The organism is Flavihumibacter sp. UBA7668 (assembly GCF_002483205.1).
Classification (GTDB): Bacteria; Bacteroidota; Bacteroidia; order Chitinophagales; family Chitinophagaceae; genus Flavihumibacter.
Window position 1 is genome coordinate 806520 of the sequence record NZ_DLHM01000001.1, and the last position, 17407, is coordinate 823926.

The following is a 17407-nucleotide window of genomic DNA, read 5'->3' on the forward strand; positions in this document are numbered from 1 at the left end:
GTAGAATTGACATAAATTATACAAGTATCTGCTAATATAGTTTATATAATAAAGAAAAAAGAGCCCTTATTTTTCTTTATTTAAAGCTAACTATGTAACAGCACAACTATTATTGAACCAATGTATTCCGTTTATGAAAATTGCCCTATTAGGTGCCGGTTTTATCGCCAGATTTTATGCAACCACCCTTCATTCTCAACGAAGGAAGGACCATATTCATCTTGTTTATTCGCGTAAAAGATCAACTGCACAACAATTTGCAGGAGATTTTAACCTGCAGCATTCGACAGATGACATGGAAGCGGCAATCAACCATCCCGATACCGAAGTTGTGCTAATCGCATTACCGAATCACCTGCATCTTACAGCGGTTAAACTGGCTGTAAAAGCGGGCAAATCTATCCTGTGCACGAAGCCTTTGGGAAGAACTGCTGAAGAGGCAAAAACCATGTTGGATTTGGTCGAAAAAAAAGGAGTGTTTGCAGGATACCTTGAAGACCTTTGCTATACCCCTAAAATTCTCAAATCTATTAAAGCTGTTTCAAGCGGAGCCATTGGTCGGGTTTTATGGACAAAATCGAGAGAGGCTCATCCTGGTCCGCATAGCGACTGGTTTTGGAATAAAGAACTTTCCGGAGGAGGAGCCATTATTGACCTGGCCTGCCATTGTGTGGAGATCGGTAGAAATCTGATTGGAAAAAATATACGTCCGCTTGAAGTCATGTGCTGGGCAGGCACTCAGGTGCATCCTATTGAAGCAGAAGATCATGCTATCGGACTGGTTAAATATGCCAATGGTGCAATAGGTCAGTTTGAAGTTAGCTGGACCTTTCGTGGTGGAATGGATCTGCGTGATGAGGTAATGGGTACTGAAGGATCCATTTGGTTGAACAGTTTTTTGAGAACAGGTTTTGAAATGTATGTTGCAGGAAATAAACAAGGCTATGTGGCAGAAAAGGCAGAACAACAATCAGGCTGGCTATTTCCGGTTGGGGATGAAGCCCACGAGTTAGGCTATCCACATATGTTTACGGATATGTTTGATGCAATAGAAGAAAACAGGCTTCCGCAGGAAACATTTTATGACGGATATGTAGTAAATGCCATTCTGGATGCTGCACTTCTTTCAGCAAATTCAAGAAAATGGGAACCGGTAAAACTGGAAGACTGGCGGGGTATTCATCAACAGGAAACTGAGATGGAAATAGCGACTTATGATGATCATTATTTCCTGATTAAAAAAGAAATGTTACCAAATGGAACGCATAAGTTGATTTTGAAAGACAAACAATCCGGCGCTATAATTCAAAAAGAAATTACCGCAATATAATTTCGCTCAAACTAAATAAACCCTGTTATGAAAAAAATCCTTTCAGATGAGGAATTCAGATCCTTTCAACAAGCTGGTTACCTGATTTGCCGCACTATGTTTTCAGAAGAGGAAACAGCCTTGCTTTATAAAACAGCAACAGACGATGCCATAACCACCAATGCCATGGACTTTCGGGACACTACCGGAAAGGATACCAAACTAACCCTCTGGTTTACGCCGGGTGAAGATGCATTTGGCTTAATGTCCCGTTCAGAAAGACTTGTGTATGCAGTAGGAGAGTTGCTTCAGAACAAGCCTGAAGAAGTATGCCATTTTCATTCCAAGGTAATGCAGAAGCAGCCACTTACTGGTGGAGCATGGGAATGGCATCAGGACTATGGATACTGGTATAAAAACGGATTTCTATATCCCGATGCTATGATCTCTGTAATGGTGGCATTAACTGAAGCAACTAAAGAAAATGGCTGTTTACAAGTCATGAAAGGATCACACAAAATGCAACGATTTGAACACAATTTTGTGGGAGAGCAACAAGGTGCTGATATTGATTTTGTTCAGGAAGCAGCAAAAATCTGCGAACTGGTATATTGTGAATTGCAGCCGGGTGATGTACTTTTTTTTCATAGCAATATTTTACACCGATCTGATGCAAATACGTCCGGCAAGTCGAGATGGTCAGTAATATCAGCCTATAATCTCAGCTACAACAAACCTTTCAGAGAAAAACATTTATCCTGCATTGAACCCATACGGATTGTGGCCGATTCTGCGCTGCTTGCCGCGGGTACTCAACAACCGGTACAAGTTGATTTCTTAAAAAAACAGGATGAAATAACCCTGCATGTTAAATAGGAGCGGGATAAAATATCCTCCTGGAAAAGTTTTTTATTCCAATACAGAATTTCATACCTGCAAAGAGTGGTGCAACTTTATATCAACAGGAAAATTGAAGCGTATGAACTGTGAAGCACCAATCGAATCTATCAGTCAGTCAGGCAGCCTGCAGGCGATTATACATTTGCTGGTAATATCCATAGTACCTTCAAAAATATTTATGATGGAACATTCTTCCATCCCAAATGAAATAACAGGGCCTTATAGAGAATTACTGGTTGTACTTCCAAGCTCCGGCAATCATAAATTTACCCTGATGGAACCAATTATGGAATTATTTCACCATAAAAACAGACAGCTTTCGATTTCTCTATATGCAGAATGTAAAGTAATGGAAGGGCTTAGAAACGGAGAATGGTTTTACTCACTTTATTTTACTGAAGACAATCTTATTTATGATGATTTTTCGACAACATATCCTTTACCGGACAAAGCACAGTCACTGGAAATGAAAAATAATTTATTAACGTGCTTTAATGAATCCATAAAAAAAGCGAAGGAATTTTTAGAAATGGCTATCACGCTATACAAGCAATCAGTCTCTCCTTTATGTGTATTTTTTCTACATCAGTCAGTTGAACTTTGCTTTCGATCCGTTATACAGTATTTGGGAGGATATGAAAAACGAACACATAATTTAGGCATACTTAAAAAGCAGCTACTTAGAGTTGCTCCCGAAATGAACAATTGCTTTCAGGTAGAAACAGAAGAAGAAAAATCAGGAATGGAAATTCTTGAAAATGCTTATTTGAAAGCAAGGTATGATGATTCCTATGAAGTGCCTGTTTTGCAGCTTCCTTTGCTAATTAAAGAGGTAAATCATACGTTGGTTACAGCCTGTCAGACAATGAATAAAAAATTAGTAGGTTAATTTTCGAAACAGGTAAACATTATCCTTTTCTTTAACCTTTATTTCTCCTTTATCAGGAAAAAATTCAAAAAAATAACCCATTTTTTTATTCATAAAATAATTCCTGCGAACCGGATCCAATAAAATATCCTGACCTTGTATTTGAATTACCATATTTGTAGAATCTTTCGCACAGGTCAATTTCAAATTTCCAGATGAATAATTTCCTAAACATGAATCTGGCAAACTAAGATCCTCTGAAAATGGAAATGCAAACGAAATACCCGTGCATGATTTAAGTATTTCCTCGATTAAATCAACTCTTGGATAATAAATCCCATTAAGGCATACAGCCAGGATCAACTTATCCTTTGGGTAATACCAAAGTGCTGAATAAAACTCTTCTATTCGACCATTATGACCAAAACCAGGCGATGTCCCATATTTGTTGGCGAATACCCCCATGCCATACTCTTCCAATATAATTTGCATCGAGTTCCAATTTGACTTTTGGATTAATTTACCGGAATTAAGTCCATCCATAAAAATCAGCAGGTCTTCTGGAGTTGATAAAATTGCACCAGCACCACCATGAAGTTCAAGATTGGAGGCAGGTTCAGTTTTCCATTTGCCATTCACATAGGAGTAGGAAGAAAGGGTATCTAACCCAGATGCTTCGCTTCCAAAATAGGTATGATTCATTTTTAAAGGCTGTGTAATTTTTTTCTTTAGAAAATAAGCGTATGTGGATTGACTCAATTTTTCTACTATCCATCCCAAAATCAGAAAATTAGAATTGGAATAGTCGGCTTTGCTATCAGGTTCAAAATCCGGACTTTTTGACCGTATTATAGTTAATAGTTCTTCACTGGTTTTGGTTTGATTCTTCCAGTTTTCAAATTGGGTGTCTTTAGTATAATCATGTAAACCAGATCTGTGGTATAACAAATCTCTTATTTTGATTTTTTTCGCATTAGGAAGATCAGGGAAAAACTTATAAAGAATATCGTCTAATGATAATCGCTTTTCTTCCACCAGTTTAAAAATAAGAACAGTTGTAAATAATTTGGTAACAGATCCTATACGGTATAAGGTTTGAGTACTTGCCCCAAAAGCTTTTTTGGTGAGCTGCTTTCCATTGATTGAAACAGCGATACTTCCTTTAATCATTCCTTTTGAATCCAATATATTGAGCAGACTGTCTAATTTTCTTTGTGCCACTAATTGCGCAGAAACATTAAGTGCAATGAAATACCCAATTACCAATAAAACCAGTTTTTTTTTCATGTCAGATATGCTTGGAATATTATTACTCAGTTACAGCAACTGGGATGTTTTTTTTCTGAAACGTTGTATATGTTGGTAAGTAAGCGTACGCCAAAGCCATTCCATCGGACCGAAGTGAAAGTATTTTAGCCAAATAGGACTATAAGTTAACTGGAGAATATAAATACCGATTGCTATCAATGATAAAACTGCAGGACCGTAGAACGCTTCTTTCCCAAGACCATAGCTCATAAAAATAAATACACAGAAAACGGATTGCATCAGATAATTAGTTAGTGCCATTTGTCCCACTGGCGCAAATACCATCAAACGACTTTTCCATCTCGGAAGGATAAATAACAAAGCAAGTGAGGCAGCATAAAACAACGAAAGAGCCGGAACACCCAAAGCATACACCAGGGGTTGAATTATTCCCATTGGCTCCAGCTGATAATAGGCTGGTGTTGTCATCATAATCGCCAATATCAAGTTACAAGGAATTCCGATTAAGGCACCATATAGTACTGTCTTTTTAAGCAGCTGTCGACGACTTTCCAAATCAAGAAACAGGTTTTTTCCGGCTATATACATGCCCAAAAGAAACATTGCTAAAACCCGGAAAAAACGACCGGTAAAGAACAAATCAGGATATCGGCCGAATAATAATCCTCCGATATTATTCTGAACAATTTCCCAAAAACTGCCTGTTCGGTAGGTTTGTATCAACTGATCAAATAATGGATTGGAATTTCCACCTGCATTTTGAGGTGGAGGTGGATCAGATAAATGAACCAGCTGCATGATTAGGTATTGAATCACCGGCAAAAAAAGAAGAATAAAACCAGACCTGATCACAATTTTATCAGACGAATTTCGGAAAAGCAGAAGAATAAATCCCGTGAATGCATATACGGTTAAAATATCTCCAACATATAAAAAGACGGCATGCAAGACACCAAATGCAAACATGAAAAAAAGTCGTCTTCGAAAAAGAGGCAAAAAAGAAGCTTGTTTTTCTCCGGCCCGTTTCATTTGAAGAGCGAAACCAATTCCAAATAATAGTGAAAATAAAGAGTAGAACTTGCCGTCAATCAGAAAATGGTCGAGCCATTCAATTATATGATCGATATGTGCTGTCTCCATTGACTGTTGGCTATCAGATGACAGGAAAAAATAACCGGAATGTGTAACCATATTTGCCATCAAAACACCTAACAGGGAGAAACCACGAAGAACATCCAAAAACTGATAGCGCTCTGATCGGGCGACAGGTTGAATTGGGGTCATAAAAGATCCGTTGTTATGGACCTTATTAAATATACCAAATCAACCCTGTTTCTTCACAAATTTTGTAAGAATAACAATTTGCTGCCCTTCTACTCGCCCTTCAATTTGCTCGAAATTATCCTTCACAAGTTTTATATTTTTGACCACCGTTCCCAATCGGGCAGTAAGGCTGGAACCTTTTACATCCAGTGATTTGGTAAGCACAACCGAATCACCCTCCTGCAATATGGCACCATTGGCATCCCGATGCAATTCAACCAATCCATCGTTTACATGATCACCAGTTGCTTTGGCCCATGCTTCATGTTCTTCCGGCAGATAAAACAGATCCAGTAAATCTGCCGCCCAACTGTCTGAACGTAACCGATTCAGCATTCTCCAGGAAATCACCTGGATGGACGGAATTTCTGACCACATGGTTTGTTCCAACAGTTTCCAGTGTCGAGCATCCGGCATTTCTTTTTTCTCCAGTTGAGCCTTACATTTAGAACAAACATATACAGCAATCTCCTCTTTGGTAGCAGCATCAGGACCCGTTTCGTAGATTGATAATCCGGTAACTGATTCACATAACTCACATTTATTTCCGCTTCTGATTTGCAGGGCTTTTTCTGTTAACATATTGGCTGACTTGAGACGGCGAAGGTATTATTTTAAAATGAAAGAAAATTTTAACAGAAAAAAGGTTGTTACGTTAAAGAACCTATAAGGTTAAAATACCCTGCAACTATGGAGTCTCTTTTGCTCTCATAGCAATGAATCTAAACTACATAATTATGATATCTGTAACCAGGAAAATTTCTATGATGCTGTTATTTGCAGCAGTGGGATTGGGACTGACATCCTGCATGAAAAACAACGATGATCAACCTGATATCCCAAATGCCGGACTGATGGCCTTTAATTTATCACCCGATCAGGACGGAATCTTTGTTCGTTTATCCGGTAATACCTTAGGGAATCAGCCGCTGGCGTATACCAATTATACCGGCACTTATCTTCCGATTTTTACCGGCAACAGGGATGTGCGCGCACTTAATGCCACAACCGGAGAGGAAATCACCAATACCACCGGATTTACTTTTGATATAGACAAGTATTATACCCTTTTTGTAACGGGATCGGACAGTGTTTATACCAATCTGCTTGTAAATGACCATCTGGACACGCTGTTACCAGAATCAGGTGAAGCATTGGTACGATATGTTCAGGCGATTCCCGATTCGGCGGCATACAATGTTAGTCTGAGTTCAGGGTCAAAAGAAGTTCCTACGGAAGCATCATTTAATACGGTTAGTGAATTTGCCTCTATGCCTTCCGGCGATCTTACGGTAACTGCGTCCAAAGGTTCCGGGTCTGCTCTGACAAGGACAATCGCTATTGAAGCAAATAAAGCCTATACAGTTTTATTGATCGGTGATCCGAGTGCATCGGATGACACAAGAAAGCCGCAGATTAAGTTTATCGTGAATGGCACCGTTACTGATTCAACTGACCAGTAATTTTGAGCGCAATTGAACCAAAAAGGCAGGCAATCCGTAATTAAGGAATGCCTGTCTTTTTTTATTCCAACCGATCTGTAGCCAACTTATTTTGGATACTTGTCATATTAGGAGCCTGCTCCAAATCAAGGCCGAAACCAGCGCCACCACCAACACCGGTTCCGCCTCCACCCATTGAAATTAATCCACCTGTTATTCAACCCGATTCCCTTAGCTATTTGGCGTTGGGTGATTCCTATACAATTGGCCAGTCAGTTCCACCTGAAGACCGCTTTCCGGTCCTTGCTGCCAATCTCCTGCACCAAAAAGGTTTTAAAATGAAAGCACCGGATATTATTGCAAGAACAGGTTGGAGTACAGCAGATTTATTGTATGACCTAACCCAGTATTCAGTTCCCAATAATTATCAACTGGTGACCCTGCTAATTGGTGTAAATAACCAATTTCGCCGGCTTCCCCTGGCAGAATACGAAACTGAATTCCGGCAATTATTACAGTTCTCAGTAAACCGCGCCGGTGGAAATCCCAAGCGGGTAATCGTATTGTCCATTCCAGACTATTCAGTAACACCATTTGCACGAACCTCTAATCGTTCCCAGATTGCCAGTGAAATAGACCTCTTTAATGAAAGAAACCGGAACATAACAGCCGGCTCTGGTATATCTTATATCAATATTACTGAACTTTCAAGAGAAGCTGCCTCAGATAAGGCTCTGCTGACTTATGATAGTTTACATTATTCAAAGAAGTATTATGCTCAGGTTGCGGAGCTGGTAGTTAAGCTGGCAGTTGATAAATTACAATGACCCTTTCCGGCTCATCCGGAGGAACCGATAGATCAAAAACAAAGAAGCAAAACTTAATCCGGCTATCAATCCAATCCACATTCCTTTGGCACCCATTTGAAAATGAAACCCGAAAAGGTAACCCAATGGAATTCCAATAACCCAATAAGCTATCCCAATCAGGAGTGTTGGAATTTTTACATCTTTGATTCCACGCAATAAACCTGCACCAATGGCCTGGGTACTGTCAGATATCTGAAAAAATCCGGCAAATAACAGGAGGCTGGATGCCAGTGCCAGTACTTCCGCATTTTTGTTAAACAATTGTGGAATCTGATCACGAAAGACTACAAAACTTATGGCACAAATAAAACCATAAACCAGGGCTGTAACGAGGGTTGATCTTCCAATAACTGAAATTTTGGTCCAGTTTCTCCGACCATATGCATTGCTTACCCGAATTGATCCGGCCTGTGCCAGTCCCATTGAGACCATAAAAGTGAAGGAAGCTGTACTTAGTGCAATCTGGTGACTGGCCTGTGCAATCGCGCCCATCGTTCCTATAATAATTCCAGAAACTGCAAAAGCACCGGCTTCCATACCAACCTGCAAACTGCTTGGAATTCCTATATACAATAATTCACGGAGTGTGTGGGCTTTTAATTTCCACTGTTTTCCACTAACGGCAATGTACCTGCGAAAGGTTTTATGCCGTAGGATAACGATCAACAGTGTAAGAAACAAAATAGAACGGGTAATCAGGGTAGACCAGCCGGCACCCAACAATTCCAATCGGGGGAAGCCCCAGTTGCCATAAATTAATAACCAGTTCAGAAATATATTGATAGGCATACCGGCAAGCGACAAAATCATAGCCGTTTTGGTAAATTCCAGTCCATCTGTAAATTGCTTGAGCGTCATGAACAATAACATGGGAATAATTGAGAGTCCCATCAATTTCATGAAGGGTAGGGCAAAAGCCACTACTTCCGGGTCTTGCCCCATATGCTGCAGTAAACCTCTTCCACCAATCAACAGAAAAGAGATAAGCAAGGCTGTTAAGGCACAAAGAAAAAAACCATTGAACAGATAATGAGATACCAGCTGCGAGTCTCGGCGGCCATGTGCCAGGGAAACCATCTGGGAAACGGAAATAGTCATCCCAATCCCAATTACGAAAGGAATTCCAAGCGCATTGATTACCAGGGAAGCCGCTGCAAGTTGCTTGTAGCTGATTGCCCCTACCATGGCGGTATCAATAATATGCAATGCCATTTGTGCCAGTTCCCCCACCACGATCGGAAAAGCCAGCTGTATTGTTTGTTTCGCTTCCTGCCTGAACATACCCATCTTTTTTCGGGGCACAAATCTACGGTTAAAAAGCACGACCTTTGATAGCTATTTACAGTTTGGAACATGCGATTTGAACAATATAATATTTCTGAAGACATTAAAGAGAGTTTGGTTGAGCTTGGGTTTAAACGACCCACTGATATTCAATACAAGGCCATTCCGAGTATTTTAAAAGGGGAGGATGTATTGGCAATAGCCCAGACAGGTACAGGTAAAACAGCGGCATTTGCCATTCCCATCCTGCACCTCCTTCAAATGGATCAGGATCGCCGGCGCAAACCCAAACACCTTTTACAATGCCTCGTAATGGTTCCTACCAGGGAACTCGCCATTCAAATTGCCGGTGTATTTCAGCAAATTGGTCAATTTACAGAATTGAAAACCCTTGCCCTGGTTGGAGGAGTTGAACAAGACAATCAGATCAAAACACTTAAAAGAGGAGTAGATATAGTGGTTGCCACACCCGGACGGTTATTTGATCTTCAACATCAGCAGGCATTGGATCTTAAGGAAGTTCGGTTATTGGTTTTGGATGAAGCGGATCATATGCTTGATCTTGGCTTCAATAAAGACATTGTTGATATCAAAAAACGCCTGCCCAAACGCCACCAGACCCTCTTCTTTTCTGCCACGATTGATACCCGTATTAAAGATCTGGCCTATGCTATGGTACATAACCCGATCCGGATACAGGTATCTCCGCAGGACCCAGTTTCAAAAAATATTGATCATTCTGTGGCTTTTGTTGCAATGGATGATAAACGTTTTTTTCTGGAACGATTGGTTAAGGAATTACCAGGAAAAAAAATGCTGGTTTTTGCCAGAACCAAGGTGCGCGCTGAGCGGGTTCAGGCTGCCATGAAACGGGTAGAAATTGAAAGTCTGGTTATGCATGGCGGTAAGGAACAGGAAGACCGGCTTACCGTAATGGAACAATTCAGACTGGGAGAAATTCCACTACTGATAACAACCGATGTAAATGCACGCGGAATTGACATTCCGGATGTGGATTATGTTGTGAATTACGATTTACCCGAGCAGGCAGATAATTACGTGCATCGGGTTGGACGAACAGGAAGAGGTGTAAAAAAAGGACAGGCAATCAGCTTCTGCAGCGAAGAGGAAAAACCATTGCTCGAGGCAATTGAAGCTTATACCGGTACTAAAATCAAGGAAAAAATAATCGCTTCTTCGGAGTACCGGGAAACAGTTGCCCTATCTGAAGAAACACCACATGACAACTGGCGTCAGTTGCTAAAAGAAGCTGAAAAAGTTGAACCAAAAAAAAGGAAGAAAAAGAAATAAGTTTACTCAAATAAACGGGAGAAATGATTTTCCAGGTGATTTCGCATCGCATTCCGAAACAGCTCAGGGGAACCATTTTCAATTATTTCCACCAGACCTTTATGGGATACATAGCGCTTGACAGCTACCTGCTTTTTCAATAATCCACTATGGTGTACATAATCAAATACCGGTAATAACATGCGCTGAAATTTCTTAAGGGTTTCATTACCGGCAATTTCATATAACTTCCCGTGAAAAGCGATTTCATGTTCAATATTGAACAAATAATCCTGTGTAGCATCCGGCTCATTACTCACGATTTTTTTTAATTCCTGTATATCGGCAGGGGTTATGCGCTGAAAAATAAAATCAGCCATTCCGATTTCAAGAATAAGCCGCAATTCAAACATTTCTTTAAGTGTGGTTTGATCCAGTATATGAGGATTTACACTTTTTGAGATTATTCCAAAAATATCCGGACTTGTAATGACCGCGCCTTTTTTCTTTTTTGATTCTATCAACCCCATTACACGCAAACGGAGAAGGGCTTCCCTAATAACAGTTCGACTTACCCCCAGCCGATCTGCTAACTCCAGCTCTTTCGGGATGGTATCTCCCACATTCAGCTTCTGGTCCTTCAGCAACTGAACCAGTTTCGCTTCCACTTTATCCACTAGGCTACTGGTATCCACCGAATTGAAATCATCCATTAAGGAATTGATTGCCATACTGTTATTATGTATTACTAATTCTGACAAAACTACCGATTTCCTGTTTATCCACAAGAATAAGCCAGTTCCCAAACTTTTTCTTGGCGGTTTTAAATTAATTATTATTTTTATTATGTCATACATAATGCATAACTAATTAAATTATGAGAAAAACGATTAACTACCGGCATTTGTTCATTTTGCTGGTAACACTGCTTGGCTCCATTCAACTTTTTGCGCAATCCCGGTTGGTTTCCGGAAGCGTACGTTCAGGAGAAGATGGGAGAGCCCTTCCCGGTGTATCTGTTCTTGTGAAGGGCAGTACCAGGGGAACCCAAACCGACGAAAAAGGGAATTTTACTATTTCAATTGAGCCCGGTTCAATTTTGGTGATCAGTTCACTTGGATTTGAAACCCTTGAGTTAAATCCGGCTAATCAGGCAAGCCTGAGCATTACTTTAAATCCATCGAATAGTAAGATGGATGAGGTCGTAGTAGTTGGTTATGGAACCATCAAACGATCAAAAGTAACATCCTCCATTTCCAAACTGGACAACAAAGTGTTGGAAACTGGAATCCGTTCCAATCCGGCTCAGGCGCTGGCAGGAACCATACCAGGGTTGCGGGTTTCAACAGGAACCGGCCGACCAGGTGCGTTGCCTTCGATCATTCTCAGAGGAGGAACCGGTTTTGATGGAAGTGGAAGTCCGTTGATCATTATGGACGGACAAGTTCGTGAATCATTAAGCGATATCAATCCAGAAGAAATAGAAAGCCTGGAAGTATTGAAAGATGCTTCTGCTACCGCAATTTATGGTGCGCGTGCGAGTAATGGGGTAATTCTGATCAGTTCTAAAAAAGGGCGGTCCGGGAAATCATCTATCAGCCTGAAAGCACGTACTGGTTGGAACTACCTGAATGTTCCCTATAATTTTCTTTCTGCGCAGGACTACATTACTTGGCAAAGAAGGGGAGTAGTGGAAGCCATAAAAAATGGAACGCTTGCTGCTTCCGCATTAGGCGCTGTTGGGCCGCGTGGAACCGGGAATCTCTACAAAGATGCCAATGGTGTGGTGTTGGATGGTAATTATGATAACAGAGCTGTATGGAGTACCATGCGTCTTACCGATGCCAATCGGGAGTTATTAAGTCTGGGTCAGGGCTGGAAAACCATGACAGATGCCGTGCCAACCAATGCTGCCGGCGCCTATGATCCGAATGGAACATTTGCAGAACTCATTTACAAAGATTTCAATTATGGCGATTATGGTCTGAATAAAACAGCCATGGTGCAGGATTATAATGTTGGTATGTCGGGTGGAAATGATAAAGGAAAATATTACGCCAATATTGGTTACTACGATGAAGGTGGATTATCACTGGCCACTTTCTATAAGCGATTGAATTTCGCATTGAATGGAGAATATAAAATCAAGGAATGGTTAAAATCTGAAAGCAGTCTGCAATTCATTAAAGCCAACTGGCGTGATCAGTCGTTAACGAATGGAGAAGGCAACTATTGGGGTAGAATGCTCTCTGCGCCACCCACCATGCGAGGCACCAATATGAATGGTGAATTGTTACTGGGTCGCGATGCCAGTGATGGTAATCCGGTCATCAATATTGATAAATACCATCGTAAAAACCAGACAGATAAAATTACGTTGGGGCAGTCATTCACGATTAACCTGCATAAAGATTTGTACGCAAAAGTAGGCGGCATTCTGATGTATGACGAAGGATTATACGAAGCATTCAACCGTGATTTCAGAACCGGTTTGCTGAGTTATACCAATCCTAATACAGGATGGAACAGAACCCGGGCAAGTTCAAATTCTTTTGGCCGGACAACACGTCAAACATACAATGCCATCTTGAATTACAATTCAAGTTTTTCTGATTTACATAATATCGGAGCGATGGCTGGTTTTGAATATTACTCTGTTTATAATACCGGATTTTCTGCTGGTGGCGCATTGGCACCTACTGATGATTTTCAAAATCTGGGACTGACCTTAAATAATGCGGTAACCCAAACCCGTACAATGGGTTCCTATCATACAAGAGAACGGATCATGTCCGGATTCGGCCGCCTCAATTACGATTATGACGGTAAATACCTGGCAACTTTCACTGTGCGCCGGGATGGTTATTCCCGTTTGATTGGAGATAATCAATACGGTACCTTCCCTGGTGTTTCAGTTGGCTGGATGGCACATAGAGAAAGCTTCATGGCATCCACTGAAAATTGGTTATCCTTTTTAAAAGTCCGGGCTAGTTGGGGGAAGAATGGAAATATTGGGATTGGTACCAGTGGAAATAATTTTATTGGACTCTATGAGTTGCAAGGTGCTTATGATGCACAATCAGCTTATAATGGTGTAATCGGGTTCTTACAAACTGCCATTGCTAATCCGAAATTAACCTGGGAAAAATCAAATACAGTGGAAATTGGTGTAGAAATGGGATTCCTGGAAAACAAAATCAATGCCTCTATAGCTTATTACAATCGCCTTACTACCGATAAACTCGCCTTTATAAACCTGCCTATTTCATCCGGACTGGACCGTCTGCGTACAAATAACGGGAGTATGCGAAATAAAGGGGTGGAAATGGAATTGAGTTATCGCCTGCTGAAAGGAAAAAATTTCCGCTGGACAATCGGTGCCAATGCAGCCTGGAATAAAAACACCATTGTTAAATTACCAGAAAATGGAATAGAGAACAACCGTCAGGGTGGCACACAAGTTTATGATCCCAAAACAGATCGAATGATCTGGGTAGGTGGTTACCAGGAAGGTCAGGAATATGGTGAAATCTTTGGTTTTGTAAGTGCGGGAATTATCCGCAGTCAGAAAGAGTTGGATGCGTATAACGTTATTGATATCGCAGCAGGAGAAGCCCAATATGGAGCAGCCGCAGGAAAACGCGTGGCCAGCCAGGCATTGATCAGTCAATTAGGACTAAGCAATCATATCTCAACAAAATTAGGAGATATGATGTGGAAGGATCTGGATAAGAATGATACTATTGATTACCGGGATCGGGTTTCACTTGGCAGAATCATACCGCGTTGGACAGGCGGATTAAATACTACGGTTTCTTATAAAGGATTGTCTTTATTCGCACGGGTAGATTTTGGAGCAGGTCATATTCAGCAGGACTTCATGCAGATGTGGGCACTGGGAAGTTTCCAGGGTGAATTCAATGCAACGGATATCGTAAAAGATACCTGGACACCGGAAAATCCGAATGCTAAATATCCACGCTACACCTGGGCAGATCAATTAAATACAAAAAATTTCGACCGTCCCAGTGATATGTTCTGGGTGAATTCCAGTTATGTTGCATTGCGGGAAGTTTCACTGAGTTATGGTATTCCAACAGACATGCTTAAACGCTTTAAAATAGAAGGATTAACCCTGACCATAACCGGACAAAACCTTGGTTATCTGTCAAATGATCTGTTGAATTTACCTGAAAGAACCGGTGAGCAGAACAGTGCATACACCATTCCGACTTCTTTGATTTTTGGCGCCAATCTCACTTTTTAATTCTGAATGATTAAACAAACAAGAATGAAAAAATTACATTCCATTATATGGCTGCTGGTATTGGTACTCAGCACTTTCACATCCTGCCGTAAAACCCTTCAAGTGGCACCAGAGGATGGTTTTGGAGACAGAAACTTCTGGCAGAATGAAGCCCAGGTTAGCAATTTTATGGTCGGCTTACACAAGCAATTCCGTGATAATAATTATATGTTTATCCGCCTGGGTGAAATGCGCGGCGGAGGGTATAGTAATGTTGATGTGCAAAACACCTCTCTGAATGAACTCAATATTATTGAACAGCGTATAGAAGAAAATTCTTCCGGTGTAAGCAATTGGGCTGGCTTTTATAACCCGATTCTTCAACTCAACCTGTTTATTCTGCGAGTTAAGGCCATTGAATTTCTACCGGCAGAAAAGAAATCCTATTTGCTGGGACAGGCGCATGCCATGCGATCCTATTATTATTTCCATTTGTTGCGCACCTATGGAGGTGTACCCATTTGGCTGGAACCCGAAGTATTGACCGGCAATACCAATCAGGAAGCCCTGCGCAGGGCCAGATCAACTGAAGCAGAAGTATTGGCTGTTATCAAAAATGATATCAATACATCGCTTGAATTCTTTGGAAGCAGTGCAAGCCTTGATAAGTACCAGTGGAACCCCCATGCTGCCAGGATGCTAAAAGGAGAAATTTATTTATGGTCTGCTAAACTGGGAGGCACAACCGCTGATCTTGCCGAAGCAAAGAACAGTTTGCTCGCAGTAACCGATTATTCCTTACAACCTAATTTCAAAGATGTTTTTGCGTATGGCAAAAAAAGAAACAATGAAATTATTTTTGCCTTACCCTACCGGGTAGGGGAAGCCGAACTACCGAATGTAGCTGCCTATACCTATTCAACTTTTAATTTCGACGGACAGCATTACAAAGATTCAACAGTAAGTGCCGGGGTTGGAAATTTCCTGGTTGATCCATTAGTTATTGCCCAAACAAATTCACAACAGATCATTCAGCGGTATCGGTATACATTCGAGTTATTCCAGTCCTATGATCTTACTGATCAGCGTCGTAATGCGACTTTTTATGATTATTACAAAGTAAATACAAGCACCAGTCCATACACCGTAACCGTAAGGAATACGGCCCTGGTGAAATTTATCGGAACCATTGATGCCAACAAGCGCTATTTTGCAGATGACTGGCCGGTTTACAGAGAAGCAGATCGTTTGCTGATGCTGGCAGAGATTGCGAATGCAGAGGGTGCAGATCCAACAAGTTTTATTCAAGCTGTACGTGATAGAGCCTTCGGTGGAGCAGGAAATGATCCTACACCCTTTGTAAATGGAAACAAAGATCAGAATGAACTGGCCATATTTGCAGAACGCAGCAAGGAGTTTGTATATGAAGGTAAACAGTGGTATGATTTGAGAAGAATGATGGTTGGTTCAGAAGCCCTTGTTTTCAAAAGCAGCCAGCATCCATATGGAGTATTGGATAAAGCAAGTATTGGATATAAAACGCTCTGGCCAATTCCACCTTCAATCTGGACAAATGATCCGCTCGTAGACCAAACTCCAGGTTATCAGACGGCCAAACCTAAATAAGACAGAACAATTAAAATCGAAACATGTCCATTTATCATTTAGAAGGGTTGATTGCCGCACCGTTCACCCCCTTTTTTCCATCAGGTGACCTGAACCTCTCCATCATTCCGGAATACTATGCCATGCTTAAGGAAAATGGTGTAACCGGAGCATTTATAGCAGGTTCAACCGGAGAAGGTGTTTCCATGTCGCTCAAAGAAAAAAAACAGGTAGCAACGGCCTGGGGCAATGCTACCCGTCATGATCCGGATTTTAAAGTGATGTGCTTTCTAGGAGGCACTTCACTAACAGATTGCAAGGAACTCGCCCTGCATGCCCGACAAGAGGGACTGTATGCGGTTTCATTTACAGCCCCCTTTTATTTTAAACCTGCCAATGTTGAACAGCTCGCTGCCTGCTGTAAGGAAATTGCGGATCAGGTACCCGACATGCCATTATATTATTACCATATTCCGGTACTGACAGGGGTAGGCTTCAATATGCTTGAGCTTCTGCAGGCTGTTGAAAACCATATTCCGAATTTTGCCGGCATCAAGTACACACATGAAGATTTCATGGACTATCTGAGCTGTCTGCGATTCCGGGAAGGAAAATACGACCTGCTCTGGGGAAGGGATGAAAACATGTTATCAGCGCTGGTACTGGGAGCAAAAGGTGCTGTTGGAAGCACCTTCAATTATGCTGCTCCATTGTATCATGCCCTGATCGAAGCATATCAGCGAAACGACCTGGAAACTGCAAGGGCTGAACAACAGCGAAGTATTGATATGATCCGGCTACTGGGAAAATATGGTGGCATAGCAACCGGGAAGGCATTCATGCAGGCGATCGGATTGGATTGTGGAAATTTCCGGTTACCGGTTCGAAATATGAATGAAGAAGCCAAAACAGCTTTTAGCGCCGATCTTGATGCCATTCAATTTCAACAATATTGTTCCAAGTATCCGATTTCACAAAACACCTGATAGTGAAGCGAATTTT

General features: G+C 41.2%; 14 protein-coding genes. 9 read left to right on the forward strand and 5 right to left on the reverse strand.

The window, feature by feature from the left end:
• The first annotated feature begins 133 nt into the window (after nucleotides 1–133).
• From B2746_RS03415 to B2746_RS03425, 3 genes are read left to right on the forward strand one after another with little or no spacing between them, the layout of a single operon-like run.
• A complete protein-coding gene (locus tag B2746_RS03415; RefSeq protein ID WP_290790999.1) occupies nucleotides 134–1330 on the forward strand; it encodes a Gfo/Idh/MocA family protein in 1197 nt (398 codons plus the stop codon).
• A gap of 27 nt (nucleotides 1331–1357) precedes the next feature.
• Nucleotides 1358–2185 carry a phytanoyl-CoA dioxygenase family protein gene (locus B2746_RS03420; RefSeq protein ID WP_290791001.1) on the forward strand — a complete coding sequence of 276 codons (828 nt, stop codon included), beginning with the start codon at nucleotides 1358–1360 and terminating at the stop codon, nucleotides 2183–2185.
• The gene (locus B2746_RS03425) at nucleotides 2175–3098 is read left to right on the forward strand and encodes a HEPN domain-containing protein (protein WP_290791003.1); all 924 of its coding nucleotides are present in this window, start codon (nucleotides 2175–2177) and stop codon (nucleotides 3096–3098) included. The genes B2746_RS03420 and B2746_RS03425 overlap by 11 nt, the downstream gene beginning before the upstream one ends.
• On the opposite strand, the gene B2746_RS03430 is transcribed toward B2746_RS03425, so the two are convergent.
• From B2746_RS03430 to B2746_RS03440, 3 genes are read right to left on the reverse strand one after another with little or no spacing between them, the layout of a single operon-like run.
• Nucleotides 3087–4364, reverse strand: coding sequence for a serine hydrolase domain-containing protein (locus B2746_RS03430; RefSeq protein WP_349680599.1), 1278 nt, complete (start codon nucleotides 4362–4364; stop codon nucleotides 3087–3089). The two genes, B2746_RS03425 and B2746_RS03430, sit on opposite strands and share 12 nt — an antisense overlap.
• 30 nt (nucleotides 4365–4394) lie before the next feature.
• Nucleotides 4395–5630: a DUF418 domain-containing protein gene (locus B2746_RS03435; protein WP_290791005.1), complete on the reverse strand. Its 1236-nt coding sequence runs from the start codon at nucleotides 5628–5630 to the stop codon at nucleotides 4395–4397.
• A 39-nt stretch (nucleotides 5631–5669) separates the two neighbouring features.
• Nucleotides 5670–6251, reverse strand: coding sequence for a PhnA domain-containing protein (locus tag B2746_RS03440; RefSeq protein WP_290791007.1), 582 nt, complete (start codon nucleotides 6249–6251; stop codon nucleotides 5670–5672).
• 155 nt (nucleotides 6252–6406) lie between these two features.
• Here B2746_RS03440 and B2746_RS03445 point away from each other — a divergent pair, with 155 nt between their 5' ends.
• Together B2746_RS03445 and B2746_RS03450 are read left to right on the forward strand one after the other, a co-directional pair.
• The gene (locus tag B2746_RS03445; RefSeq protein WP_290791008.1) at nucleotides 6407–7132 is read left to right on the forward strand and encodes a DUF4397 domain-containing protein; all 726 of its coding nucleotides are present in this window, start codon (nucleotides 6407–6409) and stop codon (nucleotides 7130–7132) included.
• Nucleotides 7133–7179: 47 nt separating this feature from the next.
• Nucleotides 7180–7938, forward strand: a complete 759-nt coding sequence (locus B2746_RS03450; RefSeq protein WP_290791009.1) for an SGNH/GDSL hydrolase family protein — start codon at nucleotides 7180–7182, stop codon at nucleotides 7936–7938.
• On the opposite strand, the gene B2746_RS03455 is transcribed toward B2746_RS03450, so the two are convergent.
• Nucleotides 7930–9282 carry an MATE family efflux transporter gene (locus B2746_RS03455; protein WP_290791011.1) on the reverse strand — a complete coding sequence of 451 codons (1353 nt, stop codon included), beginning with the start codon at nucleotides 9280–9282 and terminating at the stop codon, nucleotides 7930–7932. The genes B2746_RS03450 and B2746_RS03455 overlap by 9 nt on opposite strands.
• 51 nt (nucleotides 9283–9333) lie before the next feature.
• Between B2746_RS03455 and B2746_RS03460 the strand changes: the two genes are divergently transcribed.
• The gene (locus tag B2746_RS03460; RefSeq protein WP_290791012.1) at nucleotides 9334–10575 is read left to right on the forward strand and encodes a DEAD/DEAH box helicase; all 1242 of its coding nucleotides are present in this window, start codon (nucleotides 9334–9336) and stop codon (nucleotides 10573–10575) included.
• A 2-nt stretch (nucleotides 10576–10577) separates the two neighbouring features.
• Here B2746_RS03460 and B2746_RS03465 read toward each other — a convergent pair whose 3' ends face one another.
• Complete coding sequence (locus B2746_RS03465) at nucleotides 10578–11285, reverse strand: FadR/GntR family transcriptional regulator (RefSeq protein ID WP_290791013.1); 708 nt, start codon at nucleotides 11283–11285, stop codon at nucleotides 10578–10580.
• A 146-nt stretch (nucleotides 11286–11431) separates the two neighbouring features.
• Here B2746_RS03465 and B2746_RS03470 point away from each other — a divergent pair, with 146 nt between their 5' ends.
• Genes B2746_RS03470 through B2746_RS03480 form a run of 3 tightly spaced genes read left to right on the forward strand, consistent with a single transcriptional unit; the run spans nucleotide 11432 to nucleotide 17391 of the window.
• Nucleotides 11432–14821, forward strand: a complete 3390-nt coding sequence (locus B2746_RS03470) for a SusC/RagA family TonB-linked outer membrane protein (protein WP_290791015.1) — start codon at nucleotides 11432–11434, stop codon at nucleotides 14819–14821.
• A 24-nt stretch (nucleotides 14822–14845) separates the two neighbouring features.
• The gene (locus B2746_RS03475) at nucleotides 14846–16426 is read left to right on the forward strand and encodes a RagB/SusD family nutrient uptake outer membrane protein (RefSeq protein WP_290791017.1); all 1581 of its coding nucleotides are present in this window, start codon (nucleotides 14846–14848) and stop codon (nucleotides 16424–16426) included.
• A gap of 23 nt (nucleotides 16427–16449) precedes the next feature.
• Nucleotides 16450–17391, forward strand: a complete 942-nt coding sequence (locus tag B2746_RS03480; RefSeq protein ID WP_290791019.1) for a dihydrodipicolinate synthase family protein — start codon at nucleotides 16450–16452, stop codon at nucleotides 17389–17391.
• Nucleotides 17392–17407 lie beyond the last annotated feature (16 nt).

What these genes read in the sequence shown, in the direction of transcription:
- B2746_RS03445 (WP_290791008.1), top strand. Translation starts at nt 6,407, where the DNA reads ATGATATCTGTAACCAGGAAAATTTCTATGATGCTGTTATTTGCAGCA.
- B2746_RS03415 (WP_290790999.1), top strand. Translation starts at nt 134, where the DNA reads ATGAAAATTGCCCTATTAGGTGCCGGTTTTATCGCCAGATTTTATGCA.
- B2746_RS03420 (WP_290791001.1), top strand. Translation starts at nt 1,358, where the DNA reads ATGAAAAAAATCCTTTCAGATGAGGAATTCAGATCCTTTCAACAAGCT.
- B2746_RS03425 (WP_290791003.1), top strand. Translation starts at nt 2,175, where the DNA reads ATGTTAAATAGGAGCGGGATAAAATATCCTCCTGGAAAAGTTTTTTAT.
- B2746_RS03480 (WP_290791019.1), top strand. Translation starts at nt 16,450, where the DNA reads ATGTCCATTTATCATTTAGAAGGGTTGATTGCCGCACCGTTCACCCCC.
- B2746_RS03450 (WP_290791009.1), top strand. Translation starts at nt 7,180, where the DNA reads ATGCCTGTCTTTTTTTATTCCAACCGATCTGTAGCCAACTTATTTTGG.
- B2746_RS03465 (WP_290791013.1), bottom strand. Translation starts at nt 11,285, where the DNA reads ATGGCAATCAATTCCTTAATGGATGATTTCAATTCGGTGGATACCAGT.
- B2746_RS03440 (WP_290791007.1), bottom strand. Translation starts at nt 6,251, where the DNA reads ATGTTAACAGAAAAAGCCCTGCAAATCAGAAGCGGAAATAAATGTGAG.
- B2746_RS03435 (WP_290791005.1), bottom strand. Translation starts at nt 5,630, where the DNA reads ATGACCCCAATTCAACCTGTCGCCCGATCAGAGCGCTATCAGTTTTTG.
- B2746_RS03460 (WP_290791012.1), top strand. Translation starts at nt 9,334, where the DNA reads ATGCGATTTGAACAATATAATATTTCTGAAGACATTAAAGAGAGTTTG.
- B2746_RS03470 (WP_290791015.1), top strand. Translation starts at nt 11,432, where the DNA reads ATGAGAAAAACGATTAACTACCGGCATTTGTTCATTTTGCTGGTAACA.
- B2746_RS03430 (WP_349680599.1), bottom strand. Translation starts at nt 4,364, where the DNA reads ATGAAAAAAAAACTGGTTTTATTGGTAATTGGGTATTTCATTGCACTT.
- B2746_RS03475 (WP_290791017.1), top strand. Translation starts at nt 14,846, where the DNA reads ATGAAAAAATTACATTCCATTATATGGCTGCTGGTATTGGTACTCAGC.